20 protein-coding genes are annotated in these 22,783 nt (G+C 42.0%); 19 read left to right on the top strand and 1 reads right to left on the bottom strand.

Annotation, left to right across the window (positions count from 1 at the left end):
• The first annotated feature begins 149 nt into the window (after window positions 1–149).
• The 12 genes from NYE65_RS20630 (at window position 150) to NYE65_RS20685 (ending at window position 13,643) form a co-directional block, all read left to right on the top strand.
• Window positions 150–1,109, top strand: coding sequence for a polysaccharide deacetylase family protein (locus tag NYE65_RS20630; protein WP_340861543.1), 960 nt, complete (start codon window positions 150–152; stop codon window positions 1,107–1,109).
• Window positions 1,110–1,155: 46 nt separating this feature from the next.
• Window positions 1,156–2,382, top strand: coding sequence for a M16 family metallopeptidase (locus tag NYE65_RS20635; protein WP_053534388.1), 1,227 nt, complete (start codon window positions 1,156–1,158; stop codon window positions 2,380–2,382).
• A gap of 157 nt (window positions 2,383–2,539) precedes the next feature.
• Complete coding sequence (locus NYE65_RS20640; protein WP_241591230.1) at window positions 2,540–2,809, top strand: YlmC/YmxH family sporulation protein; 270 nt, start codon at window positions 2,540–2,542, stop codon at window positions 2,807–2,809.
• A gap of 224 nt (window positions 2,810–3,033) precedes the next feature.
• Complete coding sequence (gene dpaA / locus NYE65_RS20645; protein WP_127778615.1) at window positions 3,034–3,936, top strand: dipicolinic acid synthetase subunit A; 903 nt, start codon at window positions 3,034–3,036, stop codon at window positions 3,934–3,936.
• Window positions 3,933–4,535 (top strand): dipicolinate synthase subunit B, encoded by a 603-nt coding sequence (locus tag NYE65_RS20650; protein WP_034313581.1) that lies wholly within the window; start codon window positions 3,933–3,935, stop codon window positions 4,533–4,535. Before dpaA ends, NYE65_RS20650 begins: the two co-directional genes overlap by 4 nt.
• 210 nt (window positions 4,536–4,745) lie before the next feature.
• Entirely contained in the window at window positions 4,746–5,801 is a 1,056-nt protein-coding gene (asd, locus tag NYE65_RS20655; protein WP_340861544.1) for an aspartate-semialdehyde dehydrogenase, read from the top strand.
• Window positions 5,802–5,906: 105 nt separating this feature from the next.
• Window positions 5,907–7,133 carry an aspartate kinase gene (gene dapG / locus NYE65_RS20660; protein WP_034313576.1) on the top strand — a complete coding sequence of 409 codons (1,227 nt, stop codon included), beginning with the start codon at window positions 5,907–5,909 and terminating at the stop codon, window positions 7,131–7,133.
• A 45-nt stretch (window positions 7,134–7,178) separates the two neighbouring features.
• Complete coding sequence (dapA, locus tag NYE65_RS20665) at window positions 7,179–8,048, top strand: 4-hydroxy-tetrahydrodipicolinate synthase (RefSeq protein WP_328177605.1); 870 nt, start codon at window positions 7,179–7,181, stop codon at window positions 8,046–8,048.
• A gap of 264 nt (window positions 8,049–8,312) precedes the next feature.
• Window positions 8,313–9,983, top strand: a complete 1,671-nt coding sequence (locus NYE65_RS20670; protein ID WP_328135773.1) for a ribonuclease J — start codon at window positions 8,313–8,315, stop codon at window positions 9,981–9,983.
• Window positions 9,984–10,105: 122 nt separating this feature from the next.
• A complete protein-coding gene (locus NYE65_RS20675) occupies window positions 10,106–10,852 on the top strand; it encodes a ClpP family protease (protein ID WP_034313566.1) in 747 nt (248 codons plus the stop codon).
• A complete protein-coding gene (locus NYE65_RS20680) occupies window positions 10,849–11,076 on the top strand; it encodes a YlzJ-like family protein (RefSeq protein ID WP_340861545.1) in 228 nt (75 codons plus the stop codon). The genes NYE65_RS20675 and NYE65_RS20680 overlap by 4 nt, the downstream gene beginning before the upstream one ends.
• Window positions 11,077–11,315: 239 nt before the next feature.
• Window positions 11,316–13,643 carry a DNA translocase FtsK gene (locus tag NYE65_RS20685; protein WP_328109742.1) on the top strand — a complete coding sequence of 776 codons (2,328 nt, stop codon included), beginning with the start codon at window positions 11,316–11,318 and terminating at the stop codon, window positions 13,641–13,643.
• A gap of 31 nt (window positions 13,644–13,674) precedes the next feature.
• On the opposite strand, the gene NYE65_RS20690 is transcribed toward NYE65_RS20685, so the two are convergent.
• Window positions 13,675–13,974 carry a DUF6509 family protein gene (locus NYE65_RS20690; protein ID WP_034313558.1) on the bottom strand — a complete coding sequence of 100 codons (300 nt, stop codon included), beginning with the start codon at window positions 13,972–13,974 and terminating at the stop codon, window positions 13,675–13,677.
• Window positions 13,975–14,277: 303 nt separating this feature from the next.
• On the opposite strand from NYE65_RS20690, the gene NYE65_RS20695 reads away from it, so the two are divergent.
• The 7 genes from NYE65_RS20695 to yfmH all read left to right on the top strand — a co-directional run bounded on the left by NYE65_RS20695 (window position 14,278) and on the right by yfmH (window position 22,768).
• Complete coding sequence (locus tag NYE65_RS20695) at window positions 14,278–15,003, top strand: GntR family transcriptional regulator (RefSeq protein ID WP_034313556.1); 726 nt, start codon at window positions 14,278–14,280, stop codon at window positions 15,001–15,003.
• A 162-nt stretch (window positions 15,004–15,165) separates the two neighbouring features.
• A complete protein-coding gene (locus tag NYE65_RS20700) occupies window positions 15,166–16,254 on the top strand; it encodes a BMP family lipoprotein (protein ID WP_034313552.1) in 1,089 nt (362 codons plus the stop codon).
• A 205-nt stretch (window positions 16,255–16,459) separates the two neighbouring features.
• The gene (locus NYE65_RS20705; protein WP_340861546.1) at window positions 16,460–17,995 is read left to right on the top strand and encodes an ABC transporter ATP-binding protein; all 1,536 of its coding nucleotides are present in this window, start codon (window positions 16,460–16,462) and stop codon (window positions 17,993–17,995) included.
• Entirely contained in the window at window positions 17,988–19,031 is a 1,044-nt protein-coding gene (locus NYE65_RS20710) for an ABC transporter permease (protein WP_340861547.1), read from the top strand. The genes NYE65_RS20705 and NYE65_RS20710 overlap by 8 nt, the downstream gene beginning before the upstream one ends.
• A 39-nt stretch (window positions 19,032–19,070) precedes the next feature.
• Window positions 19,071–19,991, top strand: coding sequence for an ABC transporter permease (locus tag NYE65_RS20715; RefSeq protein ID WP_048684941.1), 921 nt, complete (start codon window positions 19,071–19,073; stop codon window positions 19,989–19,991).
• Between the two features lie 210 nt (window positions 19,992–20,201).
• A complete protein-coding gene (gene yfmF / locus NYE65_RS20720; protein ID WP_057278388.1) occupies window positions 20,202–21,482 on the top strand; it encodes an EF-P 5-aminopentanol modification-associated protein YfmF in 1,281 nt (426 codons plus the stop codon).
• Window positions 21,482–22,768, top strand: coding sequence for an EF-P 5-aminopentanol modification-associated protein YfmH (yfmH, locus tag NYE65_RS20725; RefSeq protein ID WP_057278387.1), 1,287 nt, complete (start codon window positions 21,482–21,484; stop codon window positions 22,766–22,768). The genes yfmF and yfmH overlap by 1 nt, the downstream gene beginning before the upstream one ends.
• Window positions 22,769–22,783 lie beyond the last annotated feature (15 nt).

The raw sequence follows: 22,783 nt of genomic DNA on the forward strand, positions 1-22,783 counted from the left end.
AGAAATCCGGCATGCGATTCCTTGTGAATCTGCATGCTTTTTTTGTTTAAAGGTATTGGAATATCCATGGGGAGAATGGCGTCAAAAGGATGTCATGTTCTACCTTGTCCGTTTTCTTCATACATTTTGGTATGAAGGGGGCGTAAAAAATGAATAATAAATGGAAGCAGATAGTTGCGATAAGTGCCATTGCAGGTATATCATGGTTATTAGTGCAAAATCCATATACACAAATTTATTTGACCCAATTAACCGATGATTCAGTTGCTTCTATGAAGCAAGAAGACGAGCTTCTTTTACAAATAAAAGAATCAACAAAAAAATATGAGATTGCACCACAGGATGCACGAATAGATACTGTTTGGAAAACCGTTCCTGCATATAACGGCCTGAAGGTAAATATTGATGATTCGTATAAAGCCATGAAGAAGGAGGGCGTGTTCGATAAGAATAAGCTGGTATTTCAGCAGGTCCCTGCAAAGATACATATGGAGGATCTGGAGCCGGCTCCCATTTACCGGGCCCATCCCGAAAAGCCAGTGGTATCATTTTTAATCAATGTGGCCTGGGGGAATGAATACCTACAAGATATGTTGGCCGTGTTAAAAAAGAATAATGTTAAGGCCACATTTTTCCTTGAAGGTAATTGGACCAAGAAAAATCCAGAATTGGCCAAGATGATTAAGGGTGGCGGGCACGAAATTGGAAATCATTCTTATTCACATCCAGATATGAAAAACATATCCGCACAAGCTACACGTGAGGAAATTCGAAAAACGAATGAAGTCATTGAAGCTGTGACAGGTTTGAAAATGAAATGGTTTGCACCACCAAGTGGAAGCTACCGGGATGAAACGGTGAAAATCGCGGATTCTTTCGGTATGGAGACCGCCATGTGGAGTGTGGATACGATCGACTGGCAAAAGCCAAGCCCTGAAGTCCTTCAACAAAGAGTGCTTTCTAAGGTACACCCTGGAGCATTTATATTGATGCATCCGACTGAATCTACTGCAAAATCATTGGAAACGTTAATAATTGAAATAAAAAAGAAAGATTTAGATGTTGTTACCGTTTCGGAAGCAGTAGATGAAGAGCGATCGAATCCATAATGTATTGGTAACGATAGCAGCATAGAATGATTGGGAGGAATGTTAGTTGATTAAGAAATACACGTGTCAAAATGGAGTTAGGATTGTATTGGAAAATATTCCAACAGTACGTTCAGCGGCAATTGGAGTATGGATCAAAACAGGTTCAAGAAATGAAACGCCAGAATTGAATGGGGTTTCACATTTTCTGGAGCATATGTTCTTTAAAGGGACAACTAAGAGAAATGCGCGTGAAATTGCCGAATCGTTCGATAGTATCGGTGGACAGGTGAATGCATTCACTTCAAAAGAATATACATGCTATTATGCTAAAGTAATGGATAACCATGCAAGCTATGCGCTTGAAATCCTGGCTGATATGTTCTTCAACTCAACATTTGATGGGGAAGAATTGAAAAAAGAAAAAAATGTCGTCTATGAAGAAATAAAAATGTACGAAGACACACCAGATGATATTGTCCATGACCTCTTAAGCAAGGCTGTATATGAAAATCACCCCCTTGGTTATCCAATACTAGGGACGGAAAATACGCTTGAAACCTTCAATAGTGATACATTAAAAAAATACGTCCATGACATGTATACACCCGATAAGGTAGTCGTGTCCATTGCTGGGAATGTGGATGAAAAATTGATCAAGGAAGTCGAAAGCTACTTTGGCTCGTATCAAGGAGGGGAAGACCGTCTTGAATTGGTCAAACCTTCCTTCCACGAAAATAGGATCACCCGTAAAAAAGATACGGAACAAGCCCACTTATGCCTTGGTTACAACGGATTGGAAATCGGCAATGATAAAACATACAGCCTGATTACCTTGAATAATATCCTTGGGGGAAGCATGAGCAGCCGTCTATTCCAGGACGTCAGGGAGCAACGCGGCCTTGCCTATTCCGTTTACTCTTATCATTCCAGCTATCAAGATAGCGGGATGGTGACAGTATATGGGGGGACAGGCACAAATCAGCTTGACAGCCTGTATGAAACCATTCAGGAAACATTGGATACTTTAAAAAGGGATGGCATTACGGAAAAGGAATTACGGAATAGCAAAGAGCAACTTAAAGGAAGCTTGATGCTCAGCCTTGAAAGCACGAATAGCCGCATGAGCCGGAACGGAAAAAATGAGCTTATGTTGGGTGAGCACCGTTCCCTTGATGATATCATCATCAAGATTGACGAAGTGACTGAGGATACCGTCAATGAATTGGCAAATCAGATTTTTACGGAACATTCCTTGTCATTAGTGAGCCCGCTGGAAAATTGGGACAAATAATATCGAACAAGTCTGAACCTTCATTAATGGGAGGTCAGGCTTTTTTTCTTTGAATGCGGGAGTGTCCAGTGTTATGGACAATATTTGGTTAAATGCCTTCTAAGTTTACCTTTTTCGGATATAGATTGAATAGAAGACGAAAAAGGGGGAACCAAAATTGAGGTTAAGCGAACTGAGCGGTAAGGAAATAGTCGATGTGAATAGGGCGGAAAGATTAGGAGTCCTTGGTCAGACGGATTTGGAAATAGATGAAACTGGACAAATTACCTCGTTGATCATTCCATCTGTCAAATGGTTCGGCCTTTTAAGGAATGGCAGTGAAATAAGAGTGCCATGGGAACATATAAAAAAAATCGGTGCGGATATGGTCATCATTGATTTTCAGGAAGGACTTTCGCTTAAAGACGGAGAGCATATGGACGGATAATGACGCTTCATACTCTTTGGAACTTTTCGAAATACACTCTCGAAAACGCCTTAGCTGGCAATAGCTATGGCGTTTTTTCTTTTCTTATCACCGTTTTTTAAGTAAAAACATAAGATGGCAGGGTAACTAGAGAATGTAGCAAAAACCGAATTGCTTCCTGAAGGAATTGTATCATGGGGCAAGGAATGTTTAGGATCTTTTATATAAAGAAGGTGACGGTTTTAATGCTTACAGGCATGCAAATCGCTGTAATTGGTGGAGATGCGCGTCAGCTTGAAGTTGTCCGTAAACTGACGGAGCTTGATGCAAAGCTATTATTGGTAGGTTTTGAACAGCTCGACCATGCTTTTACCGGAGCGGTTAAGGAAAAAATGGAAGATATAAACTTCAAGGAATTGGATTCAGTTATTTTACCTGTCCGGGGTACGGATTCAGATGGGAAAGTAGAAACGATCTTTTCCAGTGAAGAGGTTGTTTTGACTGAAGAAATGATAAAAAATACCCCGGAACATTGCACTTTTTATGCAGGAATCAGTAACGATTACCTCGATGAGATATTCAAGAAGGTGAATCGCAAACTTGTTCTATTGTTCGAACGTGATGATGTCGCTATTTATAATTCGATTCCCACTGTTGAGGGTGCGATCATGATGGCCATTCAACATACGGATTTTACTATCCATGGATCAAATGTAGCCGTTCTAGGACTGGGAAGGGTCGGTATGAGTGTAGCCCGGTCATTCCACGCACTTGGAGCAAAAGTAAAGGTGGGGGCAAGAAAAAGCGAAGATATAGCGAGGATCAGTGAAATGGCATTAGCCCCTTTTCATTTAAATGATCTTGCTGCAGAAATGAAAAATGTTGATATATGTATCAATACGATCCCTTTTCCTATAATTACCGCAAAAGTCATCGCTAATATGCCCGTTCATACATTAATCATCGACCTTGCTTCAAAACCGGGGGGGACGGATTTTCGTTACGCTGAAAAAAGGGGAATTAAGGCGCTGTTGGCACCGAGCCTACCGGGGATAGTCGCCCCAAAAACAGCTGGTCAGATATTAGCGAATGCACTGGGACTATTGATTCAAGGCGAGTTCTTGAAAAGGAAGGGGAAAATGATATGAGTCTCAAAGGTAAACGGATTGGTTTCGGATTAACAGGATCACATTGCACATATGATGAAGTGTTTCCGGAAATAGAAAAACTTGTAAATGAAGGGGCGGAAGTCATCCCAATCGTAACATCGACTGTTCAAAACACGGAAACCCGTTTTGGAAAGGGCGAAGACTGGGTCGAAAGAATAGAAAAATTGACGGGGAATCACGTCGTTGATACAATCGTCAAAGCGGAGCCTTTAGGACCTAAATTGCCACTCGATTGTATGGTGATCGCTCCTTTAACGGGTAACTCAATGAGTAAAATGGCAAATGCTCTTACCGATTCGCCTGTACTTATGGCTGCAAAAGCGACGATGAGGAATCACCGTCCAGTCGTGGTCGCGATATCAACAAATGATGCACTTGGGCTAAATGGTGTCAATCTAATGAGGCTGATGGCAGCAAAAGATATTTATTTTGTTCCATATGGCCAGGATAATCCCACAGGCAAACCAAGTTCCATGGTTGCAAGGATGAGCATGATAAGGGATACGATCATATCGGCACTGGAGAGGGAACAGATTCAACCTGTCATCGTCGAAAGGTTCAAGGATGATTTAGCCTGAACAAGTTTTTGCCACGGATCTGCTTTCAACGACTGACATATATGCATAAATTTGTGGGTTGAAGTTATAAAAAACCACTCCACTACCAGAATATTTTGTTAAAGTCCGACCCTTTGGAATGTTAATGTGATAAAATAAATGATATTCTGAACAAGAAGTAATGAATCCAACAAATAACTTATTTAAGAGATAGAAAAGGAGTATGTATAAATGACTGAGACACAGGGATTGCGTATTGCAGTTGTGGGAGCAACTGGAGCAGTAGGACAACAAATGATTTCAACACTCGAACAAAGGGACTTACCGATTAAGAAAATCATCTTTTTATCATCGGCTCGTTCCGCAGGCATCAAACTTACGTTTAAGGGCGAAGAAATCGAAGTGCAGGAAGCAAAACCTGAAAGCTTTGAAGGTTTCGATATCGCTTTATTCAGTGCTGGAGGAAGCGTGTCTAAGGAATTGGCTCCAGAAGCAGTGAAACGCGGTGCGATAGTGGTGGATAATACGAGTGCTTTCCGCATGGATGAAAATGTGCCGCTAGTCGTTCCTGAAGTAAATGAAGAAGACTTGAAGCAGCATAATGGGATCATTGCAAACCCGAATTGTTCAACTATCCAAATGGTTGTGGCATTAGAGCCTATCCGCCAGACATATGGCTTATCAAAAATTGTTGTTTCTACCTACCAGGCTGTTTCTGGTGCAGGTGCAGCAGCGATAAATGAATTAAAGGAACAGGCTCGCGACTTGCTTGATGAAAAAGAGATCGATCCGAAAATATTACCGGTAAAAGGGGACGAAAAGCATTATCAAATCGCATTTAACGTCATTCCCCAAATCGATAAATTCCAAGATAATGGGTACACATTCGAAGAGATGAAAATGATTAATGAAACAAAGAAAATCATGCATATGCAAGACCTGCCAGTGGCTGCAACTTGCGTGAGGCTTCCTGTTGTAACAGGTCATTCGGAATCTGTATACATTGAAGTTGAAAAAGAAGGCATAGCGGCTTCTCAAATCAAGGATTTAATGAGAACGGCACCTGGAATAGTGTTGGAAGACGAACCTGAACAACAAGTTTACCCAACACCTGCTTCATCCGTCGGCAAGAATGATGTATTCGTCGGCCGAATTCGCAAAGATTTGGATGAAGATAAAGGCTTCCATTTATGGGTGGTTTCCGATAATCTATTAAAAGGTGCAGCTTGGAATTCCGTTCAAATTGCTGAAAGCCTTTTGAAATTAGGTTTGGTTACAGTTAAGTAATAATTTATTCTTAATGAACTCGACAGAAAAATAAATTCCAATAGGATAGAGAGTTTTTGTCAGCTTCCCGGATCGGGGAGCTGGCTTATATTTGGGGTGCATATTATGAAAATTATCGTCCAGAAATACGGTGGGACATCCGTTCGTGATGAGGAAAGCCGTTCATTTGCCAAGGGGCATATCGAAAAAGCGATTAAAGAAGGATATAAAGTGGTGGTTGTGGTTTCAGCAATGGGAAGAAAAGGGGATCCTTATGCAACGGATACCTTACTTTCCCTTGTAAATGGAGCCAAAGCCAGCCTTTCAAAGCGAGAACAGGATTTACTTATGTCTGTCGGAGAAACGATATCATCTGTAGTATTTACTAACATGCTCTTGGAACATGGTATTGATGCGGTTGCTTATACTGGAGCTCAAGCAGGATTCATGACGAATACCGACTATTCCAGTGCGAAAATAATCGAAATGAAATGCGATCGCCTCATGAAAGAACTTGAGGTGAAGGATGTTGTCGTTGTAGCAGGTTTCCAGGGAGCTGCTAAAAATGGTGACATCACGACCATCGGCCGTGGTGGAAGTGATACTTCAGCAGCTGCATTAGGTGCCGCATTGCAAGCTGAACGGGTCGATATTTTTACGGATGTGGAAGGAATCATGACAGCAGATCCGCGGATTGCAGATCAAGCTCGTCCATTATCAATCGTTTCATATACGGAAGTTTGCAACATGGCATATCAAGGGGCGAAGGTCATTCATCCGAGAGCTGTTGAAATTGCGATGCAGGCGAAAGTCCCGATTCGGATAAGGTCAACATATAGCGAAGGTTTGGGAACCCTTGTTACAGGCGTGAACAAGGGAAGCCAGGGCAGTGACATACGTGAAAGGCTTGTGACCGGGATTGCCCATGTACCAAAGATCACTCAAATCAAGGTCCGTGCGAAAAAAGATCAATATAATCTACAGGCTGAAGTTTTCAAAGCGATGGCAAATGCCTCCATTTCAGTTGACTTTATAAATATATATCCAAGTGGTGTAGTTTATACCGTATCGGAAGAGATGACAGAACTTGCCCTCTCGATTTTGGCCGAGCTTGGTCATGAACCGGTCATTGAAAGGAATTGTGCCAAGGTATCGGTAGTCGGTGCTGGCATCAATGGAGTACCTGGCGTGGCAGCGAAGATTGTCACAGCGCTTTCCGAAAAGGAAATTGCCATTCTCCAGTCAGCGGACAGCCATACGACAATTTGGGTACTCGTAAAAGAAGAAGATTTAATAGAAGCCGTTAATTCCCTGCACTATGCATTTCAATTGCATGAAGGGGAAGTCCAATAATCAGGTTTTTATTAAGTAATGTTTTAAAAATTAAAGAGGTGTTAGATGATGATATTTGGTAGAGTATCAACCGCGATGGTCACCCCTTTCGATAGCAAGGGAAATATTGATTTTCAAAAGACGACTTCATTGGTTAATTACTTATTATCGAATGGAACCGATTCGCTTGTGCTGTCGGGAACTACTGGGGAATCTCCAACTTTATCTTCGGAGGAGAAAATCGCGTTATTGCGTCATGTTTCTAAGGTTGTTGAAAAACGTGTGCCCATCATCATGGGTACAGGAAGCAACAATACGTATGCTTCCATCGAGTTGACAAAAAAGGCGGAACAAAATGGCGCCGATGCGATAATGCTGGTTGCCCCATATTATAGTAAAACGAATCAAGAAGGGCTGTACCAGCATTTTAAGGCTATTGCAGCCAGTACGACGCTCCCTGTTATGGTATATAATATCCCTGGGAGGGCTTCAGTTAACATTGAACCGGAAACGATCATCCGCCTTTCGAAAATTCCTAATATCGTAGCCGTTAAGGAAGCGAGCGGGGATTTAAACGCTATGACCCAAATCATTGCCGGCACGGATGAAGATTTTGCATTATATAGCGGGGACGATGCTTTAACACTACCGGTGTTGGCGATTGGTGGTGTGGGTGTAGTATCGGTTGCTTCACATATTGCTGGCAAGGAGCTGCAGAAAATAGTGGAGGCCTTCATCAGTGGGAACTTGAAAGAGGCAGCCCGGCTGCATCAGGAACTGTTACCGCTTATAAAAGGTTTGTTTGCAGCGCCAAGCCCTGCACCTGTCAAAACAGCTCTTCAGTTATATGGAATTGACGTTGGATCGGTGAGACTCCCAATCGTGCCATTGACGGAGCAGGAACGCCTGGCATTAACCAAGGTTTTAAAAAAATAAAAAGACACGGAACAAGCTGATCGTTGAAGATTGGCTTGTTTTTACATAATGATGTATATGAACGGGATATACTTTCCGATTTCGGGATGATAGTATTGGAATTTTTTATGATCAATCGAAACATCTCTTACATAATAGGTTGTTTTTTTGAATTATATGAAAAAGTCCCTCTGAAAATGGTAAGTGTTGTCATGTTTTTTGAACATCGGTTATAATGAAATCATTGGGAAATTATGAACGGGATTTTTTAAGGAGGATATTCGATTGGGTAAAGATAAAAATAATGGAATAAAAGTGATTTCTCTTGGAGGACAAGGGGAGCTTGGTAAAAATATGTACGTCGTTGAGGTGGACGAGGACATCTATCTTCTTGATGCAGGATTAATGCTGCCGGAAGACGAAATGCTCGGAATCGATGCGGTTATCCCAGATATTTCGTATTTGATGGATAATAAGGAACGGGTGCAGGGGATATTCATTACCCATGGTCATGAAGACCATATGGGAGCGCTTGCTTATGTCTTGAAATATTTACCAGCTCCTGTTTATGGAACTAAGCTTACACTTGCTTTAATCAAAACGAAATTAAAGGAAGATGGCTTTAACGGCAGGGCAACTTTCACTGAAATCGATTCGGATTCCCTTTTAAGTTTCCCTCAAGCAGCCGTGTCCTTTTTCCGGACTAACCATAGCATTCCCGATTCTGTCGGAGTCGTGATCCACACTCGTGAAGGTGCAATCGTTTATACAGGGGATTTCAAATTCGACCAGGCAGCAACGGATCTATATAAACCGGAAATCGGTAAGATGGCCAGTATCGGTGAAGAAGGTGTCCTATGCCTGCTTTCGGATAGTACCGGTGCCGAGAGGCCAGGTTATACGACTTCAGAAGCAGTTGTGGCCAAAGATATTACAGAGGCTTTCCATGCTGCCTCCGGAAGGATCATCGTTGCGTGCTTCGCTTCGAACATCAACCGGATTCAACATGTTTTCAATGCAGCGGCAGCAAGTCGCAGAAAAGTGGCAGTTGTAGGAAAAAGCCTTCAACGCGTTTATGAAACAGCCTTGAATCTTGGCTACTTAAAGGTCGAAGAAGAGCTGATAATCCCGATTAATGAAATTGGCCAGTATGACGACCGTGAAATCGTCGTGTTATCGACAGGTCATCAGGGCGAACCCATTGCAGCACTTCAAAAAATGGCAAAGCAGACGCACAAGCAGGTAACGATCAAAAAGGGAGACACCGTTTTGATCAGTGCATCACCCCTGCAGGGCGGTGAACTTATTTTATCCAAAACCGTCGATTTGCTATACAGGGTTGGTGCTGAAGTGGTATCTGCCAATAAATATAAAGTGCACGTAACAGGGCATGGCAGCCAGGAAGAGCTAAAAATGATGATCAATTTGATGAATCCTAAATTCTTAATCCCCGTACATGGGGAATATCGCCATTTATATGCCCATCAAAAAGTTGGGGTTGCTGCGGGAATTAAGCGTGAAAACATCATAATTGCCGAAAAAGGGGATGTCATCGAACTTAAGGGCAATAAAATGGGGCTTTCCGGCAAAGTCTCTGCAGGAAATATCTTGATAGATGGCAGCGGTGTTGGAGATGTGGGTAATATCGTTCTTCGTGATCGGCGCTTGTTATCCCAAGATGGCATTTTGATTGTAGTTGTCACGTTGAACCGTCAGGATAAAAGCATTGCAGCAGGCCCTGAAATCATTTCAAGGGGCTTTGTATATGTTCGCGAATCAGAAAAAATGATTGCGGAAGCAACTGAAATAGTAAGTGAAATCGTAAAGAAAAATGGGTCGCGCCAGCCTTTTGATTGGTCCACGCTGAAGCAGGAAATGCGTGATGCGTTAAACCAATTCTTCTATGAAAAAACGAAACGCCGCCCAATGATTTTACCGATCATAATGGAATATTAAGTAAGGAACCCCTGATTTGAACAGTCAGGGGTTCTTTTTTCTGACTCTTATATCTTGAAGAATGAAGTCCGAGGCTCGAGACATAATAAAGCTATAGGCTAAAAGAGAAAGGGGTTGGCATAGTGGATAATGCACCATTACCAAATGAAAATGAAGGCAAGCAGGAAGGTAAGAATTCAACTTTAATCGAAAAGATCCAGCAGCTGGGGGCTACTAATGTTCCGCAACTATCTCAAGACTCAAAAATCCATTGTTTGACGATCATTGGACAAATTGAAGGACATATGCAGCTGCCGCCTCAAAATAAAACGACCAAATATGAACATGTTATTCCGCAAATTGTGGCAATTGAACAAAATCCCAATATAGAGGGGCTGCTTGTCATATTAAATACAGTCGGAGGAGATGTCGAAGCGGGACTGGCAATCGCAGAAATGCTGGCTTCCCTATCAAAGCCATCCGTCTCGATTGTACTTGGGGGAGGGCACTCGATCGGTGTGCCGATTGCGGTTTCGTGTGACCATAGCTATATAGCAGAAACAGCAACGATGACGATTCATCCAATTCGTTTGACAGGGCTAGTCATTGGCGTGCCTCAAACCTTTGAATACTTGGATAAAATGCAGGAAAGAGTCATTAAATTTGTTACGCGCCACTCCAACGTTACGGAAGAAAGTTTTAAGGATTTAATGTTTGCCAAAGGAAACTTGACACGTGATATCGGTACGAATGTTATCGGGGCCGAGGCAGTTGAAATCGGTATGATCGATGATGTAGGAGGAGTGGGTCAGGCCATGAGAAAACTAAATAGCTTCATGGAAGAAAGAAGGCCAAAAATTGCCGGGGAAGAGGAGGGGCTTCTGCAATGACGCTTTATACGATCGTTCCTGAAGAAATAATTTTCCCTCATCACCATGAGAAGACGGCAAATTTAATAGAAATGATCTACAATGGTGTACATGTGATGGTTGAACATGACGGTGGCCGTACGTTTCGCATTGATCGAATCGTCAGCACCGATCCTGAAGATTTTATGAATGTACACATTCAGCCGGGAGCTGTCATAAATGTGTTCGAACATATGAACCATTAGTAAATACGACTAACTGAGGTAAATTATGATATACTGGAATGAAAATCAGCAGCCGCTTGGCTGCTTTTATTCATTATATGGGAAAAATGTCCGCCTAAAGAATGAATGGTATATATATCAAGGACAGGGTCATATTTATTTGGTATAATCAGTAGCGAACGTTTGTTTCGTGAAGGGAAATCAAGTAGTGATGTTGAATAGGAAAGTTAGAATAGTTTCATGAAGAATCAGGTGATATTATGGCAAAGAAGAAACGCAGAAAAAAGAATAGTACAGAGAAGTTAAAACTAACGCTTAAATATGAATTGATTGGCCTCACCATAATAGGTTTGGCCATCATTGCCATTGCCAAGCTTGGAGCAGTGGGAAACGGGACGGTCTTTTTAATCCGCTTCTTCATGGGGGAATGGTATATCCTCTTTTTGTTGGGAGCAATTGCAGCTGGTTTCTATTTGATGATAAAGAGAGAGGTCCCGTACCTGTTGAAACGGCAATTGGTCGGGATGTACTTCCTTGTTGCGAGCATGCTCCTGCTAAGTCATGTTACCCTGTTTAACATGCTTGCAGATGGGGGACCATTTACGAAGCCCAGCGTCATTTCGAATACATGGGAACTATTCTGGATGGAAGTGACCGGCAAGGCCAGCTCAAAGGACCTTGGGGGCGGTATGATTGGAGCGATATTATTTGCCGCTTCATACTTTTTATTCGACGAAGCTGGATCGAAAATCGTTTCATTCCTCTTTATCATTGTAGGTGCCGTCCTATTGACCGGGAAAACGTTAGGTGAAACCCTCGGGAAGTTTTTCAGGGGTCTTGGAGGCTTTTTCATAAAGCAATGGTCCGCATTCAGAGATGATGTGAAAACGTGGAATGAAGACAAAAAAGAAAAGAAAAAGAATCCCGTGAAAAAGAAGAAACGGCAAAACGAACCGGTGGAAGATACGGATCAGGCCCCTCTAGAAGAGGAAACACAGGAAATGGCGACGGAACGGATCATTTCCAGCTTTGCTGATAAAGCCTATAGCGACGAAAACGAAATAATTCCCGCTGTTCCGGAAACTGCAGCTGAAAATGCAGGGGACCAGGATGATGCCGTTCCGCCTATGAATTTTACGGAAGTGGAGAATAAAGAATATCTTTTACCGCCTCTTTCTTTGTTATTGCAGCCTAAAAAAACCGACCAAAGCGGAGAGTACCAATTGATTCATGAAAATGCGGCAAAACTTGAGCGCACCTTTCATAGCTTTGGAGTGAAAGCGAGGGTCACTCAAGTTCATTTAGGCCCTGCCGTAACCAAATACGAAGTACATCCGGATGTAGGGGTGAAGGTAAGTAAAATTGTCAGCCTATCCGATGACTTGGCCCTTGCACTTGCCGCAAAGGATATTAGGATCGAAGCGCCGATTCCCGGAAAATCGGCAATCGGAATAGAAGTGCCTAACTCCGAAGTGGCGATGGTGTCATTAAGGGAAGTTTTGGAGGCCAAAGAAGTTGACAAGCCTGACGCAAAACTGCAAATAGGCTTAGGGCGGAATATTTCCGGTGAAGCGGTTAAGGCGGAGCTCAATAAAATGCCGCATTTACTAGTGGCTGGTGCTACGGGCAGCGGGAAATCCGTTTGTATCAATGGGATTATTACGAGTATTCTGATGCGGGCAAAACCGCATGAAGTGAAAATGATGATGATCGATCCAAAAATGGTCGAGTTGAATGTCTATAATGGAATTCCCCACTTACTCGCACCTGTAGTGACCAATCCGAAGAAAGCTGCACAGGCTCTGCAAAAAGTGGTCAGTGAAATGGAAAGGCGCTATGAGCTATTTTCTCATTCCGGTACGCGAAATATTGAAGGCTACAATGATTACATTAACCGGTATAACATTGAAGAAGACGCCAAACAACCGCTCTTGCCTTATATCGTGGTCATTGTCGATGAGCTGGCAGATTTGATGATGGTCGCTTCTAACGATGTAGAGGATGCCATCACAAGGCTTGCACAAATGGCACGTGCTGCTGGCATCCACTTGATAATTGCCACTCAGCGGCCATCCGTAGATGTAATTACAGGGGTCATTAAAGCGAACATCCCATCTAGGATTGCCTTTAGTGTCTCATCAATGACCGATTCGAGAACGATCCTCGACATGGGCGGGGCCGAAAAACTGTTAGGCCGGGGTGACATGCTCTTCCTGCCTTCAGGAGCTTCAAAACCGGTCCGCGTCCAAGGGGCCTTTTTATCCGACAATGAAGTCGAGGAAGTTGTCACATATGTCATTTCACAGCAAAAAGCACAATACAACGAAGAAATGATACCCGATGAAATTGCAGAAACCTCAAATGGTGAAGTTGAAGATGATTTATATGGGGATGCGGTATCCTTGATCGTAGAAATGCAGACTGCATCCGTTTCCATGCTGCAGCGCCGTTTCCGGATTGGCTATACCCGGGCAGCCAGATTGATTGATGAAATGGAAGCTAGGGGAATTGTCGGTCCATATGAAGGCAGTAAACCACGAAATGTATTGGTTACAAAAGATGAACAAGATGAAGCGCATTCATCATAGTTAAAAAAAAACCGGGCAGCTGCCCGGTTTTTTAAATATTCATCGCCTCGTCTAAATGTTTAAGGCAGAAGTCGGTAATCATCGCTTCTTCATCTTCTTCTAAATCGAATTCGAGTGCGCCTTCGTTCCCTTTTTCAAAAATATCATATTTAATCAATTTGCCTTTTTGTTCTTCCACAGCAAAAAGCACCCGGATATATAAACCATTTTCTGAAAAGAGCTCATCCTCTTCAGGCACTTCAATATCCAAGAACAACTCGTAACGTTCCCCGGACAAAATACCAAATGGATCATTCAATTTTTCGATTGTGTATTCTGTAATCTTTAACATCTTGTGTACATCCCTTCAAAGAAGATAAATCCTATTATACAGGAAAAAAGCATCTTGAACATAGCTGCATGCATCTTGCATTTTTTTAAAAATTTATCTGATTTAGGAGAATAATCGTACAAATTCCGCGGCCACATCTAGATTGAAAGACACAGGGAAGGGTAATTTCTCCTAAATTCTTTTAAAGTAAATAGTAAAACACTATTTATTTATATTAAAAAAAATGTTATATTATTTTCGATTAGTAGGAATGATTCAACATCAGAGGTCTGATGTCTTAAGAAATTAGCTGGGGGAAACTGTATGTCAATAAAATCAGATAGTCGACATTTATATTTGCAGGTCATTGATTACCTGAAGCAGGATATTGAAGCTGGAGTCTATCAGGAAAATGAAAAATTCCCTTCAGAATTCGATCTTGCGAAAAAATTGGGAGTTAGTAGGGCGACACTTCGAGAAGCGCTGCGAATTTTGGAAGAAGAAAACATTATCATTCGCCGCCATGGAGTTGGGACTTTCGTCAATCCGAAACCTCGGTTCACTTCAGGTATCGAGCAATTAAAAAGTGTCACGAACATGATTGAAGAGGCAGGGATGAAGCCGGGTACGATTTTCTTAAGCTCGACGGCCCAAGAACCTACAGAAGAGGATATACGCAGGTTTTCTTGTTCAACAGACGAACGCATCGTCAGCATCGAACGAGTAAGGACAGCGAATGGGGAGCCAGTCGTCTACTGTATTGACAAAATTCCTGAATCTATTCTTTCAGAAAATTTTGACCGTAATGATGAGTCTCTTTTTGATATTTTGGAAAGAGATGCGCATCGGAAAATTACGCATGCCGTAGCGGAGATTGAGCCCATTGGATATCATGAGAAAGTTTCTCCTATCCTTAAATGCTCGCCAGAAGCCGCGCTACTCGTTTTAAAGCAGATGCATCTGGATGATTGGGACCAGCCTATCCTGTATTCTGTTAACTACTTTAAAGCCAATATGTTCAGCTTTCATGTTCTTCGTAAACGTGTGTAGGGCTTGACTCTGCATACGGATGAATGCAAGCGATTGTTTCGATTCCAAAAAAAGTCGATCAAAACGTATGCAAAAAAAATTAACGAGAAGTGAAAACGCAAACATAAATGACTTTTCAGAACATTCCTGCTCAAAAAACTATGTAAATTAGGGGGATAAAAATTGAAAAAGCGCAAATTAGGACTAGCTCTTTCACTTGTTCTTGCAGCCGGTACGCTACTGGGAGCATGTGGTAATTCAGAGAATGATGATAAAGAATCTTCAAATGGGAAAAACAAAGATAACTTCACTGTTGCGATGGTAACTGATACTGGCGGCGTGGATGACGAGTCGTTCAACCAATCCGCTTGGAAGGGCATTCAGGAATTCGGTAAGGATAATGGTCTGGAAAAAGGTAAAGATGGCTACAACTACCTGCAATCTAAATCTGATGCCGATTACGCTAAGAACCTGAATACGCTTGTACGTGAAGATTACCAACTAATCTATGGTATCGGTTTTCTTTTAGCGGAAGCTGTTGGTGAAGTGGCTGACCAACGTCCGGATTCACACTTTGCTATCGTGGATACAGTTGTAGACAAAAAGAATGTAGCCAGCATTAATTTTAAAGAGCAGCAAGGTTCTTTCCTAGTAGGTGTAATTGCCGGAATGCAAACGAAAACAAACAAAGTCGGTTTTATCGGCGGAGTTGAATCTGAGTTAATCAAGAAATTCGAAGTTGGCTTTAAGGCTGGGGTTTTATCTGTAAATCCGGATGCAAAAGTTGAAGTTAAATATGCCGGGGATTTCAATAAAGCTGACATCGGTAAATCAACTGCAGGCTCCATGTATTCTTCAGGTATCGATATCATTTATCATGCTGCTGGCGGAACTGGAAAAGGTGTATTCACTGAAGCAGTAGAGCAAAAGCAAAAAGATCCTAAGAGAGAAATCTATGTTATCGGTGTAGATAGCGACCAAGCTAAATTGGGGGCAGTTCCTGGAACAGACGATAACATCACTCTGACTTCCATGCTAAAACGTGTTGACGTGGCAGTTAAAGACCTTTCCGAGAAAGCGAAAGAAGGAAAATTCCCAGGCGGAAAAGTAATTGAGTACGGTATCGAAGAAAATGGTGTAGGCATTTCCGAAACAAAAGATAACGTAACAGAAGAATCTTTAAAAGCGGTCGAAGAATGGACAGAAAAAATTAAATCAGGTGAATTCGTCGTTCCGGGTACGGATGAAGAATTCGAAAAACTTGATTTATAAGCTGTAATGCCAGAAAGAATAGGGAGGCAGAATTGCCCTCTATTCTTTCTTTTCCCAATCACGCTTTGAAACTGAAAAAATATCGAATGAAAAACTATGAAAGAATCGTAGTTTTTCATTTGGTTTTTTTAAAAAAATCAATAAGCTAGTAAAAGCAATTAAATGATTTAAGAATATTTACACTCATTTTAGGAGTTGATAATACGTGGAATATGTAATTGAGATGCTTAATATCCGTAAGGAATTCCCCGGCATCGTCGCAAATGATAACGTTACACTTCAGGTTAAAAAAGGGGAGATTCACGCATTATTAGGTGAAAATGGCGCGGGTAAATCCACTTTGATGAATGTTTTATTCGGCTTATACCAGCCTGAGCAGGGAGAAATCCGTGTGAATGGCAAGCCAGTCAAGATTACCAGTCCCAACATTGCCAATGATTTAGGAATTGGGATGGTCCATCAGCACTTTATGCTCGTTGACCCTTTTACAGTAACGGAAAATATCATTTTAGGAAAAGAACCATCCAAAGCGGGTAAGATCGATTTAAAAGAAGCGAGCGAGGAAGTTAGGAAACTATCAGAACAATATCAGCTTCGTGTTAACCCCTATGCGAAAATTGCCGATATTTCAATAGGGATGCAGCAGCGTGTCGAGATTCTTAAGACGCTTTACCGTGGTGCGGAAATATTGATTTTTGATGAACCGACCGCTGTATTGACTCCTCAAGAAATCAAGGAATTGATTTATATTATGAAAGCCCTTATCAAAGAGGGTAAATCTATCATTTTAATCACACACAAACTTAAGGAAATCATGGAGGTTTGTGACCGGGTAACGGTTATCCGCAAAGGGCAAGGAATTGGTACAGTGAACGTCAACGAAACGAATCCTAACGAATTGGCGAGCTTGATGGTCGGTAGGGAAGTTCTATTCAAGACGGAAAAAACGGCCGCTACTCCTTCGGATGTAGTTCTCGAGGTTCAGGAACTGGAAGTCAAGGATTCCCGGGGCGTTTCAGCTGTTCGGAACTTGGATTTAACAGTCCGTGCAGGAGAAATTGTCGGTATTGCCGGTGTAGATGGAAACGGTCAATCCGAACTGATTGAGGCATTGGCTGGCCTAAGGAAGACAACAGCTGGTTCGATCATGCTAAATGGAAAAGAAATCAGAAATCTGAAGCCGCGTAAAATCACTGAAGCAGGTGTCGGCCATATCCCAGAAGACAGGCATAAGCATGGCTTGGTTCTCGATTACAGCATTGGGGAAAATATTGTCTTGCAAACCTACTATCAAAGGCCATTTTCAAAAGCCGGTATCTTGAACTCAAAGAAAATATTTGAAAAAGCCCGTTCATTGATCAAAAGCTATGATGTTCGGACTCCGAGTGAATATACCCCGGCAAGGGCTCTTTCTGGCGGGAATCAGCAAAAAGCGATCATCGGCCGGGAAGTTGATAGGAACCCGGATTTATTGATTGCCGCACAGCCAACACGCGGGCTTGATGTAGGAGCGATCGAGTTTATCCATAAACGGCTCATTGAACAGCGTGATGCAGGAAAAGCGGTACTTCTCATTTCATTTGAATTGGAAGAAATCATGAATGTGAGCGATAGGATTGCCGTTATATACGAAGGGGAAATCGTCGCAATTGTCGATCCGAAAGAAACGACTGAACAGGAGCTTGGCCTTCTAATGGCCGGCAGTAAACGGACGGAAGCAGGTGGAAAACAAAATGTCTAAGTATTTATCTAAATTAACGAGTCCGTTAATAGCAGTTATCCTCGGCTTAGTCGTTGGGGCCATAATCATGTTGGTAAGCGGCTATGACCCAGTTGCCGGCTATGGCTCCATGGTAAATGGAATTATCGGGGATTCTTATTATGTAGGGGAATCCGTCAGGACAATCATCCCTTATATCCTTGCCGGTTTGGCAGTGGCTTTTGCTTTTCGCACGGGCCTTTTCAATATCGGTGTAGAAGGGCAATTAATTGTAGGCTGGCTGGCGGCAGTTTGGGTCGGAATCGCTTTTGATCTTCCAAGGATCATCCATTTGCCATTGGCCATATTAGCTGGTGCAGCTGCTGGGGCATTGTGGGCTTTTATCCCTGGTTATTTAAAAGCTAAGTTCCGTGTACATGAAGTAATCGTTTCCATCATGTTGAATTATACAGCTTTATATGTGACGAATTATTTAATTAGGAATGTAATGACTGACAAGCTGGATAAAACGGAAAGAATTGCTGATACAGCATCACTGCGGTCTCCTTTTTTTGAAAGCATTACGGATTTTTCCCGGATGCATTGGGGAATAGTGGTAGCGATTATTTGCGTAATCATCATGTGGTTCCTGCTTGAAAGGACCAAAACCGGCTTTGAACTGAAAGCGGTAGGTTTCAATCAGCACGCGTCCGAGTATGCAGGGATGAGTGTCAATAAGAACATCATACTTTCCATGGTTATTTCAGGTGCTTTTGCAGGACTTGCGGGTGCGATGGAAGGCCTTGGAACTTTCGGTTATGCCGCGGTCAAAGGCGGGTTCACAGGTATGGGCTTTGATGGGATTGCAGTAGCCTTATTAGGGGCGAATACGGCTATTGGTGTTGTGCTTGCAGCCTTATTATTTGGGGGACTGAAAGCCGGGGCCTTAAATATGCCGCTAGAAACCGGAATACCTAGTGAAATTGTGGATATTGTCATAGCATTGATCATTTTCTTCGTAGCATCCAGTTATTTTATTCGTTGGATTGCCGCTCGATTTAAGAATGGGGTGAAATAAGTGGATTTTTTCCAAGTATTACAAATTATTATTCCATCTATGATAGCTCTAGCTGCTCCACTTATTTTTACTTCACTCGGAGGAGTGTTTTCTGAACGGGCTGGTGTCATAAACATCGGTTTAGAAGGTTTGATGGTCATTGGTGCCTTTACAGGGATTGTTTTTAACTTAATGTTTGCTGATGTATTTGGGGAATGGACTCCTTGGCTCGCAGTCTTAGCGGCAATGATTGCCGGCCTGCTGTTTTCCATTCTGCACGCTGTGGCATGCATTACGTTCAGGGCGGACCAAACGGTTAGTGGGGTAGCCATCAACTTGTTGGCAGTAGGTCTGACCATGTTTTTGGTGAAGCTGATTTTTGACAAAGGTCAAACTGATAGAATCACAGAAACATTCCCAAGGATTGATGTTCCATTATTAAGTGATATTCCATTTATTGGGCCCATCTTTTTCGCAAATGGTTATTACATCGTATATATAGCGATTCTCATATCTTTTGTCGTTTGGTATGTTCTTTATAAAACACCATTCGGGTTAAGAATTCGTGCAGTGGGAGAACATCCCATGGCTGCTGATACGATGGGTGTCAATGTTACGAAAATCCGATATGCCGCCGTTTTATTATCAGGTGCTTTTGGAGGGATCGGCGGAGCGATTTATGCTACCATCTTTTCAAATGAATTCAATCATGCGACAATTAATGGTCAAGGTTTCATGGCCATTGCCGCCATGATTTTTGGTAAGTGGCACCCGATCGGGGCAATGGGAGCAGCTTTATTCTTTGGTTTGGCTCAAAGTTTAAGTATCGTTGGGTCGAGCCTTCCCTTCTTCAAGGATATTCCATCAGTTTACCTCTTGATCGCTCCATATGTTCTGACGATCATTGCGCTAACTGGTTTCATTGGACGTGCTGATGCTCCAAAAGCATCCGGACAGCCATACATCAAAGGGAAAAGATAAGTGTCTAACCGGTCAGCAAACTGTGCTGGCCGGTTTTTTCTTTAGAGATTGAGCCATAAATGATGGTGAGCTGGTGAAAAACCAAAAAAAGTAGCTGTAACTTGCATGATTTTTCCTTTCACATGTATATTTTAAGTAGATGTTTAAAAGGGTTCCAAACTACAAACAATAAGCTAATAAAGGTGATTTATATAATGAGGAGGATTATTCATGTCTATTGCTTCCGATACAATTACGGAAAAAAGCGGCTACAAGCTTCATGTGGTCCGGACGGATAAATATAAAACGAATACTCTCGTGCTGAAGATGAAGGCCGCTTTGACAAAAGAGGACGTTACATATCGTGCACTGCTGCCATATGTGTTACAAAGCAATACAAGTAAATATCCTACAACACCCGAGCTTCGATCTTATCTTGATGATTTATATGGAGCAGGGTTTTATGTCGATGTAGCTAAAAAAGGAGAATATCAAATCATAAGTTTTACGATTGATATCGTCAATGAAAAATTCCTTAGTGATTCAACCCCGCTTCTCGAAAAGGCTTTTGGGTTATTATCAGAGGTGATCTTCAATCCGAAGAAAAACGGCGAAGCCTTTGACTCTAAAACGGTTTCCAATGAAATCCGTTCCTTAAAACAGCGGATTCAATCCATTTCCGATGACAAAATGCGATATTCAGCTACACGTCTAGTAGAGGAAATGTGCAAAAACGAACCATATGCTTTAGAAGCGAGCGGTAATCTTCAAGACTTGGAAACGATAACTCCAGAGTCCCTATTCGCCTACTATAAAAAAATGCTGTCGGAAGATGAAATCGATTTATATGTAATCGGCGACATCGATGGATCGGAAGTGGAGGCACTGGCTGACAAGTATGTGTCGTTGCAAGAACGTGAGCCTGTTAGACTGCCGAGGGATACGGGCAAGGCAGTGGAGAAGGAAAAAGAAATCATCGAGAATTCGGATGTGAAACAAGGGAAATTGAATATAGGTTATCGAACCCAAGTTGCATACGGTGATCCGGATTATTATGCTCTTCAGCTTTTCAATGGGATTTTTGGTGGCTTTTCACATTCAAAACTTTTCATTAATGTCAGGGAGAAAGCCAGCCTTGCTTATTATGCAGCTTCAAGGCTTGAAAGTCATAAAGGACTATTGATGGTCATGGCCGGCATTGAAAATGCCAACTACAAGCAGGCATTGGATATCATTCATGCACAAATGAAGGAAATGAAGCAAGGTAACTTTTCCGATGAAGAACTTGCACAGACAAAGGCGGTCGTTAAGAACCAGCTCCTTGAAACCATTGACGTTTCGAGAGGGCTTGTGGAAATTTTATATCATAATGTGATTTCCGGGCAGGATATATCACTCGACGAGTGGTTTACAAAAACAGAGCGGACGACAAAGGAAGAAATCATTGCAGTTGGTCAAAAGATCCAGCTTGATACGATTTATTTCCTAACGGAAGCGGAGGTGCAAGGGTAATGGAAAAAATAGCATTCACTCAATTGAAAGAAGAGCTTTTCCATGAAAAAATGGATAATGGTCTCGAAGTATATATTCTTCCGAAAAGCGGGTTCAATAAATCATTTGCGACTTTCACGACGAATTATGGTTCAATCGACAACCATTTCAAACCATTGAATGAAACGGAATTCTCTAAAGTACCAGATGGGATTGCCCATTTTCTTGAACATAAGCTCTTTGAAAAGGAAGATGGTGATGTTTTTCAGCAATTTTCAAAGCAGGGAGCATCTGCAAATGCCTTTACCTCTTTCACCCGTACAGCTTATTTATTTTCCAGCACGTCTGATTTCGAGAGGAATCTTACTACCTTAATTGACTTTGTCCAGGATCCTTACTTTTCGGAAAAGACGGTAGAAAAGGAAAAAGGAATCATTGGGCAGGAAATCAACATGTATGATGATAATTCAGACTGGCGGTTATATTTTGGGACGATTGCCAATATGTATCATCAGCATCCAGTGAAAATCGATATTGCCGGTACTGTGGAATCGATTGCAGGTATTACGAAAGATATGCTTTATGAATGTTATAATACGTTTTACCATCCTAGCAACATGCTCCTATTTGTTGTAGGACCGGTAGATGTCGAAAGTACCATGAAACTGATTCGGGATAACCAAAATGATAAAGGGTACAACGAACAACCAGCAGTGGAACGTAAATTTGACGAAGAGCCGGAAATCGTTGCCAAGGATAAGGAAGTCTTAAGGATGAATGTCCAGACACCAAAAGTGATGCTGGGCATCAAGGCCATCAATGTAAACCAATCCGGTTTACAGCTTTTGAAAAGGGAATTGGCGACCAATATTTATTTGGAAATGCTGTTTGGCAAAAGTTCGCCTTTGCATGAGGAGCTGTATGAGGAAGGGTTGATCGATCAAAGCTTCTCATATGATTACACACAGGAACAAGGTTTTGGGTTTGCGTTAATTGGCGGGGACAGTGCCAAACCTGATGAGTTGATGGAGTCTTTATTCGGTATCCTGCAAAAATCAAAAGCCGGAACCGGCCTGAATGAAGAAAGCCTGCAAAGGACTATCAAGAAAAAAATCGGTTCTTTCCTTCGTTCCTTGAATTCGCCGGAATATATAGCGAATCAATTCACCAGATATGCATTCAATGATATGAACTTGTTCGATGTTGTATCGGTATTGGAAAAACTAACTATCGAAGATATCAGGGAGGTCGCCAAGGACTTAATATCCGATGAACGGATGACAGTCTGTCAGGTACTTCCGAAATAATATAAAGGGGGCGTG

The sequence above is a fragment of the Peribacillus sp. FSL R5-0717 genome, from assembly GCF_038002945.1.
Lineage (GTDB): Bacteria > Bacillota > Bacilli > Bacillales > DSM-1321 > Peribacillus > Peribacillus frigoritolerans.